General features: G+C 35.7%; 12 protein-coding genes and 2 rRNA genes. 9 read left to right on the top strand and 5 right to left on the bottom strand.

The genetic code is table 11. The features are described 5' to 3' along the window. Positions 1-17 precede the first annotated feature (17 nt). From odhB to AAGD29_RS09130, 8 genes are all read left to right on the top strand, one after another. Positions 18-1205: a 2-oxoglutarate dehydrogenase complex dihydrolipoyllysine-residue succinyltransferase gene (gene odhB / locus AAGD29_RS09165; RefSeq protein WP_341757898.1), complete on the top strand. Its 1188-nt coding sequence runs from the start codon at positions 18-20 to the stop codon at positions 1203-1205. Between the two features lie 158 nt (positions 1206-1363). Beyond that, positions 1364-5800 carry a pentapeptide repeat-containing protein gene (locus tag AAGD29_RS09160; RefSeq protein WP_341757897.1) on the top strand — a complete coding sequence of 1479 codons (4437 nt, stop codon included), beginning with the start codon at positions 1364-1366 and terminating at the stop codon, positions 5798-5800. A 198-nt stretch (positions 5801-5998) separates the two neighbouring features. Continuing rightward, positions 5999-8776: ribosomal RNA gene (locus AAGD29_RS09155) — 23S ribosomal RNA — on the top strand. A 155-nt stretch (positions 8777-8931) separates the two neighbouring features. After that, positions 8932-9046, top strand: a 5S ribosomal RNA gene (gene rrf, locus AAGD29_RS09150). Positions 9047-9605: 559 nt separating this feature from the next. Continuing rightward, positions 9606-9908: a hypothetical protein gene (locus AAGD29_RS09145; RefSeq protein WP_341757896.1), complete on the top strand. Its 303-nt coding sequence runs from the start codon at positions 9606-9608 to the stop codon at positions 9906-9908. A gap of 461 nt (positions 9909-10369) precedes the next feature. After that, positions 10370-11821, top strand: coding sequence for an IS4 family transposase (locus tag AAGD29_RS09140; protein WP_341757292.1), 1452 nt, complete (start codon positions 10370-10372; stop codon positions 11819-11821). Between the two features lie 416 nt (positions 11822-12237). After that, positions 12238-12366: a hypothetical protein gene (locus AAGD29_RS09135; RefSeq protein ID WP_341757895.1), complete on the top strand. Its 129-nt coding sequence runs from the start codon at positions 12238-12240 to the stop codon at positions 12364-12366. After that, entirely contained in the window at positions 12321-12797 is a 477-nt protein-coding gene (locus AAGD29_RS09130) for an IS110 family transposase (RefSeq protein WP_341757894.1), read from the top strand. The genes AAGD29_RS09135 and AAGD29_RS09130 overlap by 46 nt, the downstream gene beginning before the upstream one ends. Positions 12798-12849: 52 nt before the next feature. Here AAGD29_RS09130 and istA read toward each other — a convergent pair whose 3' ends face one another. The 3 genes from istA to AAGD29_RS10380 are packed head-to-tail and all read right to left on the bottom strand — an operon-like array spanning position 12850 to position 15188. Continuing rightward, positions 12850-13812 (bottom strand): IS21 family transposase, encoded by a 963-nt coding sequence (istA, locus tag AAGD29_RS09125; protein ID WP_410521206.1) that lies wholly within the window; start codon positions 13810-13812, stop codon positions 12850-12852. Then, on the bottom strand, positions 13812-14852 hold the full coding sequence (locus AAGD29_RS09120; RefSeq protein WP_341757344.1) for an IS630 family transposase: 1041 nt from the start codon (positions 14850-14852) through the stop codon (positions 13812-13814). Before AAGD29_RS09120 ends, istA begins: the two co-directional genes overlap by 1 nt. Positions 14853-14879: 27 nt before the next feature. Beyond that, a complete protein-coding gene (locus AAGD29_RS10380) occupies positions 14880-15188 on the bottom strand; it encodes a hypothetical protein (protein WP_410521152.1) in 309 nt (102 codons plus the stop codon). A gap of 358 nt (positions 15189-15546) precedes the next feature. Between AAGD29_RS10380 and AAGD29_RS09110 the strand changes: the two genes are divergently transcribed. Next, positions 15547-15840, top strand: a complete 294-nt coding sequence (locus AAGD29_RS09110; protein ID WP_341757892.1) for a conjugal transfer protein TraD — start codon at positions 15547-15549, stop codon at positions 15838-15840. Positions 15841-16572: 732 nt separating this feature from the next. Here AAGD29_RS09110 and AAGD29_RS09105 read toward each other — a convergent pair. Beyond that, the gene (locus AAGD29_RS09105) at positions 16573-17028 is read right to left on the bottom strand and encodes a hypothetical protein (RefSeq protein ID WP_341757891.1); all 456 of its coding nucleotides are present in this window, start codon (positions 17026-17028) and stop codon (positions 16573-16575) included. Between the two features lie 5 nt (positions 17029-17033). Then, positions 17034-18134: an IS4 family transposase gene (locus AAGD29_RS09100; RefSeq protein ID WP_341757405.1), complete on the bottom strand. Its 1101-nt coding sequence runs from the start codon at positions 18132-18134 to the stop codon at positions 17034-17036. Positions 18135-18191 lie beyond the last annotated feature (57 nt).

The raw sequence follows: 18191 nt of genomic DNA, 5'->3' as shown, positions 1-18191 counted from the left end.
AGGAGAATAAAATAATTATGAGTATTGAAATTATAGTTCCATCTCTTGGAGAGTCTGTATCAGAAGCGGCTATTGCTAAATGGCATAAAAAACAAGGAGATGCGGTAAAAGTGGATGAGCTACTTTTAGAACTTGAGACAGAGAAAGTTACGTTAGAAGTAAATGCACTTTCCTCTGGTGTAATAAGCAAAATACTTAAGAATGAGGGCGATACAGTATATGTGGGTGAGAGTGTAGGACAAATCACCGAAGGAGAAGCTTCTAGTGTAGCTTCTCCTAGTACACTAGACAAAGAGATAAAACAGCAACCTGCAAGTACAAACAAGGTTGATGTTCCGCCTTCGGTGCAAAGATTAGTGAGTGAAAATAAACTACAATTAACTGACATAAAAGGTACTGGTCGAGAAGGCAGAGTGACCAAGGGAGATGTACTAGAGTTCATAAATACCCCGCCTGCAAAAGAAACAGAATTACCTGTTATAGCTAATGTTGTACAGGCAAATGAAGGGATGGTTGAGCGTGTTAAAATGTCACGTCTTCGTAAAACTATAGCGGATCGTTTAAAACAATCACAAAATACTGCAGCTATTCTAACTACTTTTAATGAAATTGATATGTTGAAAGTTATTAATTTGCGTATGCAATATCGTGAAGAGTTTGAGAAGAAGCATAAGGTTAAGCTGGGATTTATGTCATTTTTTGTAAAAGCTACTATTGAAGCTCTTAAAGCAGTCCCATCGGTAAACGCCGAGATAGAAGGGGATGAGATTCTGTATAAGAATTATTATGATATTGGTGTTGCAGTAGGGACAGAGCAGGGTCTAGTAGTGCCAATAGTTAGGCAGGCTGACAAATTGAGTTTTGCTAAGGTTGAGAAAGAAATTGCTGGTTTGGGTAAAAAGGCTAGAGAAGGAAAATTATCTATGTCTGATTTATCAGGTGGAACATTTACCATTTCAAATGGCGGTGTTTATGGATCACTATTATCAACTCCGATTATTAACCCTCCTCAATCAGGTATTTTAGGTCTTCACAAGACCGAAGAAAGACCAGTAGTGGTTAATGGTAAGATAGAAATACGTCCCATGATGTACGTTGCTTTATCTTATGATCATCGTATTATTGATGGTAAAGAAGCAGTTACTTTTCTTGTAAAAATAAAAGAATTGATTGAGAATCCTGAGAAATTGTTATTAAATCTTTAATATACTCCAATGATCCTACGAATTGGATTTGAAAATGAGGGGCGAGTAAGCGGAATGTACATTTAGTACATGAGTACGCGAGTTCCTGATATTTTCAAAAAACAATTCGTAGGAGCAGAAGAGTATATGGAAAAGGAATATAATTGAGGAGTATAGTTATGGTGAAGAAAAAATATGCTTTCGATGATCCAGATGTTAAAATTGAAAAGTTTCGTCCTACTAGCAAGGATATAAAGGATTATATTACAGCTCAGCATGCAACTTTAGCAAGTGACCCTAAGGAAAGTTTAAGCCTTAACCAGTATTTAAAGGGCAAATATTTTGAAGATAGTAATGTAGTAGTAGTTGCAGATTTATCTGATAGGACTTTTAGTAGATCTGGTAATGTAACAGACCTAAGCGGAGGAGATTTTACTGGTTGTATATTTAAAAATACTACTTTTAAAGAATGTAATTTAGCTGATGCAGTGTTTTGTGATGTTGATTTTGACAAGGCTTATTTCGAAGATACTATTCTACAAAACATAGATTTTAGAGGAGCTGACCTTGCTAATTGTAGGTTTTCTGATAACTATAAAGGATACTCTCAAATAGGGAAAGAACGTGATATTGAGGGGATAAAATTCAGCACCACTTCTTCTTTAGGCAGAAAATATGCTGACATAAAAAGTGACTTAGTTCGCAAAAAAGAGCAGCAAGATTTTATAAGTAGTAAACAAAAAGAATTAGAGGAGGCGGAGAAGAAGTTAAGCTTGAAAGCTCAGGCTTGGCGTATTGGAGGTTATAAAACCGGGAATTCAGAATATGATAGGCTGGAAGAAGAGCTGAAGCTAATGGTTGAGCAAAAAATATTTCCTAGAGAAGATAATCCAATGCATGAAACTTTTCAAAATATTTATGGCAGTAGCAGTTGTACTTTTGATCCAGCTTATGTACGAGGATCAACTAAAGAACAGCGAAATCAAGAAATACAATATGTACCCTTAGCTCGGAAAGATATAGAGCAATATTTGCAGACAAGAAAGAGTAATGAACATTTAAGCTTAAATGATTTTGCTAAATCTAAATTAGAGAAATCACAGATAAGATCAGGAGCAAGAATTATTGCAGATTGTTCTAGTAGAGTTGATACTTCTACTAATAATGAATGGTATGATAGAGTTGATTTATCTGGTTTAGATTTCTCAGGAGCAGATTTACGGGGTGCTGTGTTCGCAGGGTCCGTTTTATCCGGATGCAAATTTAATGGCACTAATATTAGTGAAGCGAATTTCGAGAGTGCAGAACTTGATGGAGCTAATTTTTTAAGGTCTAAAGCAGATAACGCCAATTTTTTTAATAGTAATTTAAGTCAGGCAGTCGTTGATAATAGTCAGTTCACACATGCTTTTATGGCTCGTTCTAATGGTCAAGAGGTTGTGATAAATAACTCCAACTTTGATTATGCAAATATAAAAAATGGTAAATGGGATCACGCAAAATTGACTGATTCAACATTTAATCAGGCAGATTTGCAAGGTATTGCTTTAATATCAGCAGATTTACGAAGAGTACAAATGCAGCATGCAATATTAGATAAAGCTATTTTAACAGAGTGTCAAGTTATAGAGAGTGATTTATCTAATGCTTTGATGGAAAAGGCTGAAGCACATAAAGCAAAATTTAAAGATACTATATTGCAGAACATAGAAGCAAAAGGATTAGATTTGTCGGATGCTGAGTTAAGTGGTTTGACTAAGCTGGATGGAGCGAATTTAGAAGCAGCTATTCTAAGAAGGATTAATGCTGAAGGAGTGAATTTTATTAAGGCCAATCTAAATATGGTGGAAGCACAAAAGGCCAATTTCAGAAATGCAATTTTAGAAGGAGTAGAGGTCAAATTTGCTAACTTAACAGAGGCGGTTTTGGAAGGAGCGAAGGCTAAAGGAATCAATACAAGTTATAGTATACTAAAAAAAGTTCATGCACAAAAGGCTGATTTCTCAAATAGTATAATGAGGAGTATTGACGCTCAGGAAGGTGATTTTACCGAAGTAATATTCATGAATGGTGATCTTACAAAATCAAAATTGCAGCAAGCGATATTGGAAAAAGTACAAGCAGAAAAGGTTAAGTTAGAAGGGGTGAATTTACGTGCGGCAAAGTTAGCTGAGGCTGATTTGTCCAAAGCTACGGTCGATATTGATACTGATATTGTGGACGTAAATTTGATGGGTTTAAAAGGCACATTCATTCAAAATGGTCAAGAAATTATCCCGCAGAAGCTTCAAGAAGAGCAAAAACAATTGGAACAAGTAAAAAAAGCGGAGCAATTAGAATTAACACTAGAGAATTTACCTCACATCGCTGTAGGCCTATTAAAAGAGACAGGGGCATTTCTTCTTGATATTGCTACTATAGTACCTTCAGCTATTAGGAATCCGCTGGATACAAAGAAGCTATTATATGATGAGCTATATGCTGATTTCCTGAAATTTCAAGAAGTCAGTGGAAAATTATTAAGTGATAAGTTGCTAATTGAAGAAAGGCAAAAATTACAAAAAGAACAAGTAGAGCATGCATCTAATCTAATCAAGGGAGCTGGTGCAGTGGCTGATATATATATTCCTGCTCTGAATGAAGCACAATCTGATCTATTGAAAGATCAGATCGCTCAGCGTGTTTTGTTGTCAGTTTTAGGAGCTGTGTTAAATCCTGCTCCAATGATTTCACCTACAGAAGCTAGTAGAGTTAATCCTGATATATTTGATGGAGTAGATAAAAATTTTATTAGAAGGATAGTGCCGTTGGTGCTAAAATTAGGAGGTGGCATATTAGAAGGAGAATCAAATAAAAAAGTACAAGAAATTTATAAAAATCTAATAATTTCTAACGAGAATTCAGGGCGTGATATCATTAAAAATGCTTTGGAAATCTTCACCAGCCCTAAAGTAGCGGAAGTAGTCAAGAAAGATTTAGTTGAGTTTTTACGCGATCCAGCTAATCAAAAAGAAATTACCAAAATTGCTGAGAATGTTCTAGACGATACATTTACTAGATTCGTATCAAAAGAATTTTTTAAAAATACTATGTTACTGGCAACTAATGCAAGTAGCACGATATTAGATCATACTCCTGAAATGGTTATGATTTATGAGCTTTATATGAAACATCAAGATCTTGGCTTGGAATTATTGACTGATAAAAATTTATCTTCGACTCGAAAAGAAGAAATAGTGGAAATACAAAAAGCCATGGTAGCGTATATTTTAGATAATGCTGGTAAGGTCGTTCAAGATCTAGCTCCTGCCTTAAAATCGATGCTACCACAATATTTTGCTGATAATAAAGATAATATTTTAGGTTTTTTGGATCAAACAGAAGTTCAGCAAAATATAAGATCTCTTGGTCTGAATCCTAAATTTGTACGTGATGCAACAGCAGCAACTATTCCATTTATTGTTGATGTTTTACCGATAATAGCAGAACTTACTGAAAGTTGTTTAGCAGACAAAGAGGGGGTAAGAAGAATCATTGAGCAAACTAAAGATGTTATGAACGTACCTGAATCCAAACAAGCAGAAAAAGTTGGTGAATTAGTAAACTCTCTTATTAAGTTTAATAAGGATAATCCTAAGGTTAAAGAAGTTTTACAAGAAAAAATACCTGAGCTTTTAATAAAACATGCTAAAGACCTTGGTCCTGTGGTTGAGAAATTTTTAAATGAAACCGAGATGGGTAAAAAACTAAAACTAAAAGGTGAAGCAGTTGTTAAAGTACTAGGGGATCATGCTAAGGAAGTAGGAACAATAACGGCTTCCTATAAGAAGGGAGAATATAGTGCAATGGTTCGTCCATTGATTAATTTGTTATCTGATGCAAAAGTTCTAAGTTTAGCTGTAGGAGCTACTATTAACCTTTGGAAGTATAATTTTCAAAAACATTTTGTGTCTAATTCAACACGTGAAAAAGTAATTGGTGAAAAAATGGGTCAAATTATTGGAGATATTTTGCTAAGTCCTCTTTTAGTATCATTGCCAGGAGAGAAAAGATATTTATCTTCCATTTTTCAGGAGCAGGCTGAAAAATATAGTCGAAGTAATTCATATGAGTATTCACCAATACTTGATTATTCCTTAAGTAATAAAGATTTAAGAGGATTATCTTTTGAAAAAGTAGATATGAAATTAGATAATTTTGAAATTAAAGGATTTAATTTTAATGAAGTAACATTAGGGAAATGTTCTCTGAAAAATGCTGAATTGAAAGAATGTTCTTTTAAGAGAGTTACTTTTAAAGAACATATAGACTTTGAAGGAGCTACCATTGATGGTAATACTTTAACTACACTTCTTCCGGAAATTAAAAAATATAATAAAAAACATCCAGAAAAAACAATGAATTTAGATAATATAAGAGTTGTTGGGAATATAAGTGAAGAAGTTAAATCAAATCCTTTGCTAAAAAATGTAGATTTGAATAAAGCTACTATAAAAAAAATAAAAGTTGTTCCACCAGTACCTAAAGCAAGTCAAACAATGTCGCCAAATGAACATAGAAGAAGATATGATAGAAATGCTAACAAAGAAAGACAAACAAATCTGTTAATCAGATAAAATAATGTTTGACATTGTTCTGAATAATCGGTATAAAACTTCACACAGGGCAACAATCCTGTAGCTGTTTGAAAAGTTGATAAAACTGAAAACTAAATACACACTGCGATAATAAAAATTTATGATCGTGAGTGGATACTGTAAAGTAGCAGAATTAGTTCTGTACACATCGTACAATCTCAAGCTTTAAAAGAATCAAAGTAAATAAAATAAGAGCATTTGGTGGATGCCTTGGCACTAGAAGGCGATGAAGGACGTAATACGCTGCGATAAGCTTCGGGGAGCTGCGAATAAGCTTTGATCCGAAGATTTCCGAATGGGGAAACCCACCTGCTTAGCAGGTATCGTATAGTGAATACATAGCTATGCGAAGCAAACCCAGTGAACTGAAATATCTCAGTAGCTGGAGGAAAGGACATCAACCGAGACTCCGTTAGTAGTGACGAGCGAACGCAGACTAGGCCAGTGGCTTCAGAATAAAAACTAGAACAACATGGAAAGGTTGGCCATAGAGGGTGATAGCCCCTTATAGGTAAAAAGTTTTGGAGTCCTTGAGTAAGGCGGGACACGTGAAATCCTGTTTGAACATAGGGGGACCACCCTCTAAGCCTAAGTACTCTCTAGTGACCGATAGTGAACAAGTACCGTGAGGGAAAGGTGAAAAGAACCCCGATAAGGGGAGTGAAATAGACCTGAAACCGAATGCTTACAAGCAGTCGGAGCAGACATTGAGTTTTAAAGCTCGTTTATATGTTCTGTGACGGCGTACCTTTTGTATAATGGGTCAGCGACTTAGTTTATCTAGCAAGCTTAAGCCGTTAGGTGTAGGCGTAGCGAAAGCGAGTCTGAATAGGGCGACTTTAGTTAGATGAATTAGACCCGAAACCGAGTGATCTAGCCATGGCCAGGTTGAAGGTGGAGTAATATCCGCTGAAGGACCGAACCCACTACTGTTGAAAAAGTAGGGGATGAGTTGTGGCTAGGGGTGAAAGGCCAATCAAACTCGGATATAGCTGGTTCTCCGCGAAATCTATTTAGGTAGAGCGTTATAGCGATTACCGTCGAAGGTAGAGCACTGGATGAGCTAGGGGGTCCTACAGACTTACCAAACTCAACCAAACTCCGAATGTCGACGAGTACAGCATAGCAGACAGACTGTGGGTGCTAAGGTCCATAGTCGAGAGGGAAAAAGCCCAGACCGCCATCTAAGGTCCCTAAATCATGACTAAGTGTTAAAGGATGTGAGAAAACCAAAACAACTAGGATGTTGGCTTAGAAGCAGCCATCATTTAAAGAAAGCGTAATAGCTCACTAGTCTAAATAAGTTTTCTTGCTCCAACAATGTAACGGGGCTCAAGTCATGTACCGAAGATGCGGATTTGTACTTTAATAGTGCAAATGGTAGCGGAGCGTTCCGTAGGCCTGTGAAGGTGAACTGTGAAGTTTGCTGGAGGTATCGGAAGTGAGAATGCTGACATAAGTAGCGATAAAGAATGTGAGAAACATTCTCGCCGAAAGTCCAAGGGTTCCTGCGTAAAGTTAATCTGCGCAGGCTTAGTCGGCCCCTAAGGTGAGGCTGAAAGGCGTAATCGATGGGAATCAGGTTAATATTCCTGAACCTGAGGAATGTGACGGAAATAGTAAATTGTATACGCTTATTGGATTGCGTGTGCAGTGAATGTTTTCCAGGAAATAACACCTCATTAAAGACCGTACCCTAAACCGACACAGGTGGACAGGTAGAGTATACCAAGGCGCTTGAGAGAACGATGCTGAAGGAACTAGGCAAATTGCATCTGTAACTTCGGGAGAAGGATGACCTGTAAATGGGCAACCATTTATAGGTGGCACAAACTAGGGGGTAGCGACTGTTTATTAAAAACACAGGGCTCTGCAAAGTCAATAGACGAAGTATAGGGTCTGACGCCTGCCCAGTGCTGGAAGATTAAGAGGAGGGGTGCAAGCTCTGAATTGAAGTCCCAGTGAACGGCGGCCGTAACTATGACGGTCCTAAGGTAGCGAAATTCCTTGTCGGGTAAGTTCCGACCCGCACGAATGGCGTAACGATTTCCCCGCTGTCTCCAGTATCGACTCAGCGAAATTGAATTCTCCGTGAAGATGCGGAGTTCCCGCGGTTAGACGGAAAGACCCCGTGAACCTTTACTATAGCTTTGCACTGGTATTAGGAATTAGATGTGCAGGATAGGTGGGAGACTATGAAGCGGTGGCACAAGCCACTGTGGAGTCATCCTTGAGATACCACCCTTTTGATTCTTGATATCTAACCGCGATCCTTGAATCAGGATCCGAGACAATGCATGGTGGGTAGTTTGACTGGGGCGGTCGCCTCCCAAAGAGTAACGGAGGCGCGCGATGGTTAGCTCAGGTTGGTCGGAAATCAACTATTAGAGTGCAATGGCATAAGCTAGCCTGACTGCGAGTCTGACAAGACGAGCAGAGACGAAAGTTGGTCATAGTGATCCGGTGGTCCCGAGTGGAAGGGCCATCGCTCAACGAATAAAAGGTACTCCGGGGATAACAGGCTGATGATTTCCAAGCGTCCATAGCGACGAAATCGTTTGGCACCTCGATGTCGGCTCATCACATCCTGGGGCTGGAGAAGGTCCCAAGGGTTCGGCTGTTCGCCGATTAAAGTGGTACGTGAGCTGGGTTTAGAACGTCGTGAGACAGTTTGGTCCCTATCTGCCGTGGGTGTAGGAAGTTTGAGAGGATCTGCCTTTAGTACGAGAGGACCGAGGTGGACGTACCTCTGGTGGACCAGTTGTCGCGCCAGCGGCATAGCTGGGTAGCTAAGTACGGAAGGGATAACCGCTGAATGCATCTAAGCGGGAAACCCACCTCAAAACTAGACTTCCCTATCAGAGCCGTGGAAGACCACCACGTTGATAGGCCAGGTGTGGAAGCACGGTAACGTGTGTAGCTAACTGGTACTAATAGCTCGATTGTTTTACTTTGCTGAGGTTGTACTTGTGTACAGCATTAATTCTGCAAGAAACATAAAAAGGTTTTCAGTTTTATCAACAACTCAAATTTTAGACCTCTTTTGAAATTATGGTTCTATAAATAAATGTCTAAAGAAGTCTATTATATAAAAAAATTTGTATTGCTAGCTTGGTGGTTATAGCACGAGTGAAACACCCGATCCCATACCGAACTCGAACGTGAAACCTCGTAGTGCTGATGGTACTATGCCCTGAGGCATGGGAGAGTAAGTTGCTGCCAAGCTTGCAATGCAAATTTTTTATGAAGGCCATGTACACTCAAATGATCCTACGAATTGGATTTGGAAATTAGGGGTGAACTAAAGTAGTACGCGAGTTCCTGATGTTTTTCAAAAAAACAATTCTTAGAAGCATAAGAGTGTACAGATTGTCATTAGACCTTTGTTTTGTGTTCCAATTCTCCAAATCATTTAACTACCCTTGCAAGCAAGCCTTTTAAAAAGTAAGTTTTAAAAAATCAACTAAATTATCTACTAACAATAATCCATATTATTTGATAAAATTAGAGCAAAAAGAAGGAGGGAATATGAACAATATTAACACTAAGTTTTACATACCACTAGTAATATACTCGATGAAAATCAACAATTGCGTTGTTGTTGTCCAAGACCTGCGGTGCTCACGTACTAATGTACGCTGTGCTCCTCGGCTTGGACACTCCTAGCACTTGTTGATTTTGATCTTCGTCTACCAACTCTTCATTTACGAGCAGTATACTACTTGGTATATTCACTTATTCATTAAATTTTTTTAATAAAATATCTCAGTGTTCTTTAATATTTGTGTTTTTAGCTTTAACTGCAAATATCATATCTGAACTATATGGCAGGAAAAAAGCTTTGACTGCTGTGACGTTGTGTATAATAGTAAGCTTTGGTTTGTTATGGGACTTCAATTATTATATTCATGGTCGTGTTATTAATGGAATTATTATTGTATCTTTGGTATCTATATTGTTATCAACATATTGTAGTACAAGTGTATTTTTACAGCTCAAGTCAACATGTTCTTTGAATACAAGAAATTTTGCTGGTTTAATGATGGGTGCGGTTGTAGATGGCATTGTGATTCAGGATTCTTTGTAAATATATTCTCTACAAGTAGAGTTTTGTCGGTGTTTTTAAAAGAAGTATTATTTAAATGTGCATATTCATTAACAGTTTATATATGTATATTTTTGGGATCATTTTTAGTCCAAAAAGTATATTGCAATAATAGGAGTACCCGCGAACTGAGGAATTCTTGAGTAAAAAATATAGCTGAGTATACTGCTATGATTTCAAGAGTTGGTAGACGATAGAATCAAAATCATGATAGTAGCGGGAATTACCAAGTCGAGGGACTAGGGGCGTACAGTTAGTACGTGAGTATACCCTCCTCCTTTCAAGTGTTGGTGTTGTGGCACGATGGGACTTCGCGTACTCATGTAGGTTTGACTACGTTCCGTTCGCTCGCCTTACTATTACCCACAAAATAACAATGGTGAAAAAGAAGTAAAAATAATATACTGATTTGCAATTAAAATATTACATTGTAGAGGTATAGTATGAGTCAAGAAATAATAAATAATTATTTGACCGAGGAATTTAGTGGAGCTATTTTGGGTGATAAAAGGCTGACAAATAGGTTAATAAAGATAGCTGATAATTTTGCAAATATACCTGAAAGCTCAATTAATCAAGCATGTGGAAATTGGGCAGAAACAAAAGCAGCATATCGTTTTTTTAAAAACGATAATGTTAAGGAATCAAAAATATTAGAAGCCCATATTGCTAAAGCAGTAGAAAGAATCAAAGAGCATGATAAAGTTCTTGTTATACAAGATACTAGTTATATCACATATACTAGTCATAAAAAAACTACTGGATTGGGTGTGTTATCAAGAAAAGAGGGAAAGAATGTTAAAAATATTGAATGTAAAGGTCTGATAATGCATACTGCCTTTGCGGTTGCTACCAATGGATTAGCACTTGGGTTGTTGGATCAAAAGATTCACAATAGACCAGCAGTGCCTGAAGAAATACAACAGTTAAAAAAAACTAGTCATGGTAATGCGGTACATATTAAAGATAAAGAAAGTATGAAGTGGCTTAATGCATTACAGAACACTATTAATGCAACGAATAATAGTAATACCCAAATTATAACTGTTTGTGATAGAGAAGCTGATATATATGATTTTTTTGAATTGGCACAAGCTCAGAAATCTAAAGTTTTAGTTAGAGCTGCACAGGATAGAGAAATAAATAAAAAGTCAAAATATTCCAAAAAAGATAGACAATATTTGTGGAAGGTAGTATCGGGTTTCCAGTGTGCTGGAGAAATAGCAGTTAAAGATACTAGTCAAGAAAATAAAGCTAATAGGATTAGACATTTGGAAGTTAGATTTGGAAAATTTATAATGAATCCTCCTGTAAACAATGTAAGACATAAAACAGAAACATTGCCAAATTTACCAGTATATGCCATCAATGTTATTGAGCGTCGTCCCCCTAGTGGAACAACACCATTAGAATGGATGTTACTAACCAATATAGTTATCAATAATTTTGAAGAAGCTATAGAGAAAGTAAGATGGTATTGTTTAAGATGGAGAATTGAAATTTTTCATAAAATTTTAAAATCTGGATTTAGGGTTGAACAATGTAGACTTGCAACAGGAGAAAGATTAATAAAATACTTGACAATCATGAGCATAATTGCTTGGAGAATTTTTTTTATTACTTTAATTGGCAGAACTAATCCTAATCTACCATGTAGTGTAATATTAGCTGAAGAAGAATGGCGAGTTTTGTATGTAAAGATACACAAAGCAGCTCCCCCTAATAATACAATTCCTACAATAAAAAATGCTATAATATGGGTTGCTAAATTGGGTGGGTATTTAGCAAGAAAAAATGATCTAGAGCCTGGTCCTATTGTATTGTGGAGAGGATGGCAACGGTTATTTGATCTAGTTCAAGGTTATCAATTAGCTAACTCTAATATTTGTGGGTAATAGTAAGCGCAGGGGTGACATCGTTGTGTTTATGTTCTCCTTGCGTAGGGTTTATGTCATTCCTACTTCGGTGCGGAATCTAGAAAAATGACCAAGATAGGTTGTTAAGTTATTTTAGACCGCTACCTTCGCAGGGATGACATCCGAAGGTGCGGGGAAGACATCGGGATTAAACCGATGTTTTATATCGAACTCATACAATAAAAAAGCCATGATAAATATAACGTGATCAGTTATATATAGTGGTAGGATGGGTAAACTGTATCTCGAATTGAAGCTTTGAATTTTAAAGACTTCGTACCTGAGCAAAGACCCATCCTGTTTGGATAAAGACTACGAACGGATGTCATAAGGTTTAAACCTTGCGTATGAGTATGTAGCGTATCCTATTATTAATATAAATCATGAGGCTCTATATGGCAACAACTTATATTGGTGTGGACGTTAGTAAAAAAACTTTAAGTATCTATATACCAGCTACCAACAAGGCTTTACTACTATGCTTAGCACCATTAATAAACACTATACTGCCTTATCTGAATTAAATGTTGTCTTTGAACCTACTGGTGGATATGAACATAATTTAAGAGAATTTTTAAAAATAAATAAATTGCCTTTTGCTACAGTACACCCTAATAAAGTGCGTAGTTATGCTAAAGCTAAAGGATGGCTTGCTAAAACTGATAATATCGATAGTAAATTGTTGCATGATTATGCAACGTGCTTTGCTTTACCAGTGAATGTTACTTATGATAGTAATAGTCAACAACAGTTACATGCTTTATTAAAAAGAAGAGAACAATTATTACTATTTAAGAATCAAGAAATTGCTAGGCAGGATACAGAGTTTAATGCTGTCGTCATTTTATCTTTGAACCAGCATATTGCTAGTTTAACAGCACAATTACAAGAGATTGAGGATAGTATCAAAGAATTAATTTCTCCCGATTTTAAAAGATTAAAATCATGTTTTTAGCAAAATATTAATTTAACAATCAGATGCAGAGCCGTCTCAAATCTGATTGTTTCTATAACTTCACCGAATTTGGGATAAGAATTGACAAATTCTTATCCCGAATTCGCGTATTACGTAAAGCACTAGGTTTACGTTTTAGAGCTGTTATATAGTGCCATGGATTATAAATTTTCTGATAGCATTTAAAACAACGAACATGTTCTGCAATAATCTTGCTTTCATGTAAAATTACTATCTGCCAAGCATAGGATTTAATCTGTACACTAAGTCCCACATATTCACATGGGACACTATACATATTAGTGTCCCATTGTATTAAGCTCAAAGGTGATATGGTCGTTGGATGTAATCTATAACCCGTAAACTGCCCTCTATATCTTATTAAATATGCCTTCTCTTCCTCATATATTTCTAAAATCGTTCTTTCTGTAAATTCAGGATGTCTTTTAGTTTTAGCCCACTCTATAGACATCTCTCTTAGCTGAATGTTAATAGCTTCATAACTATCTCCTTTCAATATTGGAGTAAAAAAGTTACGTCTAGTGTCTCCTACTTGTTTCTCAACCTGTCCTTTCTCCCATCCCGATGCTGGAGTACAGGCAAGTGGCTCAAATAAATGGTGAAAGGCCATTTGGATAAACTTCTCGTTAAAGATACGATCCTTGCCAATCAATATTTTTTTGACAGCCGTCTTCATATTGTCATAAATACCATTCTTACAACAACCAGCAAAAAACTTGAAAACTTGATCATGGGCATCCATAACCATTTCCAGCTGCTCATTAGGATAAACCACTACCAAAGAATAACGACTATAGCATAGCTTTATTCTTGCTGCTTTAACTTTAGCAACTTCCCCATTTAAACATATTTCTTCCTCTCCCCAATCAAATTGAAATGCTTCTCCAGGTTCAAAATTTAGTGGAATAAATACTTGCCTGCCCCTTGCCTCGTATTCTCTACGAAAGCTTCGCACAATTAGATTCACAGATTCGTAACTTCCTGTATACTCAATTAACCTGAAGAGTTGCAGAAATGGTTAACGGTAATAGTTTGGAAATTATCGTTTATTAAGGTACGTAACCTATCTTTATAATCACCGATGTTGCTAAAAAATTTGTTTATTGCTTCCGAAAATTGTTCAAAATTATGATAAAATTTATTATTAGTTGTAATACGGTGCATAAACTTCCATAATCTCTCAATTGGGTTCAGATTTGGACTATATGGTGGCAAAAATACTAGCTCTATTTTCGTATTTACTAGGTATTCCTTGACTTTCTTGGATTTGTGGTAACTAGCATTGTCACAGATTAAATATATTCTCTCCTTGTCACTATTCTCCTCTTCTAACTTTTGTAAAAAATTAACTATCTGCTCCCCATTTATTTTGGGGTTCTCTGTACTTACTAACTGCAAATCGGCTAGGTTAATAGCACCAATCATGTGCTTTCTTTTCCAGCCACTGAATGTTGGTAAGGTTTTATCTTGGTTCTTTCTTATCCAACCACACCTTGCCCTTGCTTGATACTGAGGATGAACACCATCCATAAAATATATAGCTTCCTTATCTCTGAGATTCCCTTTTAGCAAACTGTAGTTTAACTTAAATAATTCTTGCTTGTCAAAATCCAGCTTAGCCGGTACTATTTTCGGCTTCTTGTAAACAAATCCCAGTTTGTATAGTAATTTTGTTACTCCCGTTATCGTATATGTCACACCATATTTGTTCTCAATGTGATGCATAATATCTTTCGCATAAACATAATTATTTGCTTCTAGGTGAGTCACTAATTCTGTCTTCTCACCATCACTTAATTTGCTTGCACTACCCCCATTGTCGGTATTAAGCTTATTGGCTTTTTGATAATCAACAATATGTTTTCTTATCGCTTCGTGGCTCAAGAGTAGTACCTTAGCAATCTCTACATTACTATACCCATCGTCATACATCAAAACTGCCTTAATACGATCACGTATGCGTCCGTCTCGTTCTGTCTTATGACGTTCCTTCAACTTTTCTCTTTGTTCTTCTGTCAATACATTCTTACTCATAATGTCCTAAACTTTATAATATCTCTCCTATCTTTGCAACTCTTCATTTATGAGTAGTATATAACCCGATATCTGAAGCTGTTGGTATAACTTTTTTGCCGTCATTCTACGTCGAACCGGCTCCTTGCTATTCTCTGCTAGTAGCTGATTTAGTACTTCAAGATGATTGCCAAGAACTGGCTTACCTTTGCTATATTTTGCTAACTCAAATTTAGTTTGATCGCTGCGAATGACTTTTCTTACTGTATTCTTTGATATATTCAGTTCTCTAGCAATTGCTTTAATTGCTTTGCCATCAACGTAATACATTCTACGTATTTTTCCAATTGTTTCCACTATAAACACCCTTTAAAAAACTCCTTAAAAAAATATTAATTTTTTGGAGATATTGTTACTTATTTAGGGGGTCAATTTTCATTACAATTTTTCCCTTAAAGGGATCAATAGCTGATTACAATTTACATAGGTTAATAACCTCTTCCTCTGTAGCTTTTCAGCTGTTACTTACAATAATGACAATTATCTTAATTTATATTAATTTTATGGTTTGGTGGGCAACGGGGATTGTATCAATTACCTGGTTCAGAAAAAAATATGAAAGATTTTTATTGGTACTTAAATAATATGTTGGACTTCTTAAATTTATTGTGCATTCATGACATGTAAACAATAATATCTAAAATATTATACTCATATGGATAATGTCATAAAACAAAGATTAAAATTACAACAAAAGAAAGCCAAAATTATTACTGAAGAAGCTAAACTTAAAATTATAGAAAGAAAAGTGCGTACTCGTCGCTTAATTAAACTGGGGGGATTAATTGCTAAAGCAAAACTTGATGACTTACCTACCAATAGTTTATTTGGAGCATTAGTTTCTTTAAAAAATGACTTAACAGACTCCCCACATATCAAAAACCAATGGACTAAAATTGGTAAAGATATTTTTGATCAAGAATTAAAAGATAAGCATCTATTATCTTAAAATTTGTAACTCATTGGAAAAGCAAAATTATATACTGCTCGTAAATGAAGAGTTGGTAGACGAAGATCAAAATCAACAAGTGCTAGGAGTGTCCAAGCCGAGGAGCACAGCGTACATTAGTACGTGAGCACCGCAGGTCTTGGACAACAACAACGCAATTGTTGATTTTCATCGAGTATACTCTTCCAAGAAAAGTTACAACCAGCTCTAAGGAGACAAAATAGCCTATTGATAATTATATGAATAAATATAATTATCAAAGATTTCATTCAGCTATTGGTTATAAAAAACCTATGCATATCTATCTTAATTATATGCATACATGCAAATTGCTGCTTAATAAATGCAAATAATAAATTTTACCATAATTTTGCTCAATTCTCAGAAGCTATAGATAGATTTTTTGGTAATATTGATAAATACAAAGTTAATTTGCTTACTCTTATAACTGACCAATTTCAGACTATAACTTTTAATCATTTTGCCAACTCTTCAGGTTAATTGAGTATATACACCAATTGCACGCTCTAACTTTACAAAAAATTTATTCTACACTCAAATTTGTTTTGGTAGTCATAAAATTAATCCTTATTTTTGTTGTAGAGAATAGACACTGAGGTTAGAGCTGAAATTTGAAGTTTGTGTTCTAACTTCAGTGCTTGATACCACACCATGTGGCATCTATTCCCAATTCTGTATAATCACAAAGGTGTAGTTGTTTTTCCCCTAATATTAAGCCACAGACAAAGTATCTCTCACTTTTTTGTCGTGGATATCTAGAGCTTTAATTAACAACTCTCCTATTTCGTCACTAATCATTCTTTCTGCAAAATCTATTGTTATTTCGCTGACAACTTTATTAGACTCTAGAATTTTTATTAGTTCCATTGCCCTATCATTACTCATATCCACGTAACCAAAATCTATCTCTTTGATGGTTCTGTTAATTTCTAGAGCTTTAAAAAGCTGCACAATCCCAAAATCACTGATATCATTGCCCTCAAGTTCTATGTACTTTATAGTGCTATTATTTGCTAAAAACCACGCTAATGCAACTGCCCCATGACAACCAATATTGTTATATTTAAGTTTTATATAATCCAATGTGCTGTTAGTCTCTAGCCCCTTGATAAGCAGACTTATTCCCTCACAACCAATATTATTGCCGTTAAGCTCAGTACAGGACAAAGAGATTAACAAGGTGATAATCGGAGTAAAGATGGTATTATTGGCTTAATAAATTTTGTTATAACTTCCATCCATTTTTCCATCATTTCTGCAATATTCAAAAATATTCTCTGCAAGTAATCTAAGCCATACCTGAATAAGGATATAGACTTTCTACCATGTTTTTTAAGCTTTATAGGTTTGATAGAATTTTGCCATTGACCCACAACATAAGCAAAAGTAAATGCTATAGCAAGTAAACCAAGCAATTTACTAATTCTATCTAAATGTATTATATGGGTATTTTCAAAATTGAAGCCCCGCGTCTTAAGGCAAGCAAAAAGGTTTTCTATTTCCCATCTTTTTTTATATATATTTAGTGCTATATTAGGGTTATCATTGGTAGCTATGATTACTAATTCTCCTTGAGCATTACGCAATGCTGCTACAGATACTTTAGGTCCTTTATAATTCTTACCCAAATATCTTTTTCCTTTAAACAACATATATTCACCATTCTGTAACTTCTTAATTAAATGATTAGCAGTAACTAACTCATCTTCTGCTCTACCAATGGTAAGATTGGCTTTGATTCTAATATAAAATGGTATCATTTTATCGGCTAAAAACTTTAGCCATAAATCACCTATAAACTCCCGATCCCCAAGCAATGCTGACATCTTCTCTATGCCAAATATAGTAATAAACCTTTCCATTAATTGCTGACGTTCAACGTTATTAGAAGTTCCTGCTTTTGGCAACATATCCCACATAATTGGTATAGCAATGCCTTTATGGCAAATAGATAATACTAAAATATTGATGTCAAGCTTACCAAATTTCCAATTTGTCCGATCCAGCACTAGTAACCATTGTTCAGCATCAATTCCAGCCAACCTAACCAGTAACTTGGCTAAGGACGTATATGATAATTCACATTTGGCAAAAAATCTCTGTAATTTCTTATAGCGTGATTCTTGCTTATCTCCTTTTATCGTTAAGGCAAGCTGTGTAAGATTTACATCTCTCACTTGCAATAATCCTAATATTATTTGTTCTATTAATTTTATGCTTGCAAAACTATTAAAAAAGTAGTCTCCTATTAATTGTGATAACGCTGTAATCATTCTCTTGCCTCTTAAGTCTTCAATAACCTAAGTAATAGAGCTTTGGCTACGCGTTAT

The sequence above is a fragment of the Candidatus Tisiphia endosymbiont of Ditula angustiorana genome (genome assembly GCF_964026425.1).
In the GTDB taxonomy this organism is placed as follows: Bacteria; Pseudomonadota; Alphaproteobacteria; order Rickettsiales; family Rickettsiaceae; genus Tisiphia.
The sequence above is the reverse complement of the archived record's forward strand: the minus strand, read 5'-3'. Positions and strand labels throughout refer to the sequence as shown.

Excerpts from the sequence above, each read along its gene's own strand:
- odhB (WP_341757898.1), top strand. The coding sequence starts at position 18 with ATGAGTATTGAAATTATAGTTCCATCTCTTGGAGAGTCTGTATCAGAA.
- AAGD29_RS09100 (WP_341757405.1), bottom strand. The coding sequence starts at position 18,134 with ATGATTACAGCGTTATCACAATTAATAGGAGACTACTTTTTTAATAGT.
- AAGD29_RS09135 (WP_341757895.1), top strand. The coding sequence starts at position 12,238 with ATGGCAACAACTTATATTGGTGTGGACGTTAGTAAAAAAACTTTAAGT.
- AAGD29_RS09160 (WP_341757897.1), top strand. The coding sequence starts at position 1,364 with ATGGTGAAGAAAAAATATGCTTTCGATGATCCAGATGTTAAAATTGAA.
- AAGD29_RS09120 (WP_341757344.1), bottom strand. The coding sequence starts at position 14,852 with ATGAGTAAGAATGTATTGACAGAAGAACAAAGAGAAAAGTTGAAGGAA.
- AAGD29_RS09140 (WP_341757292.1), top strand. The coding sequence starts at position 10,370 with ATGAGTCAAGAAATAATAAATAATTATTTGACCGAGGAATTTAGTGGA.
- AAGD29_RS09110 (WP_341757892.1), top strand. The coding sequence starts at position 15,547 with ATGGATAATGTCATAAAACAAAGATTAAAATTACAACAAAAGAAAGCC.
- AAGD29_RS09130 (WP_341757894.1), top strand. The coding sequence starts at position 12,321 with ATGCTTAGCACCATTAATAAACACTATACTGCCTTATCTGAATTAAAT.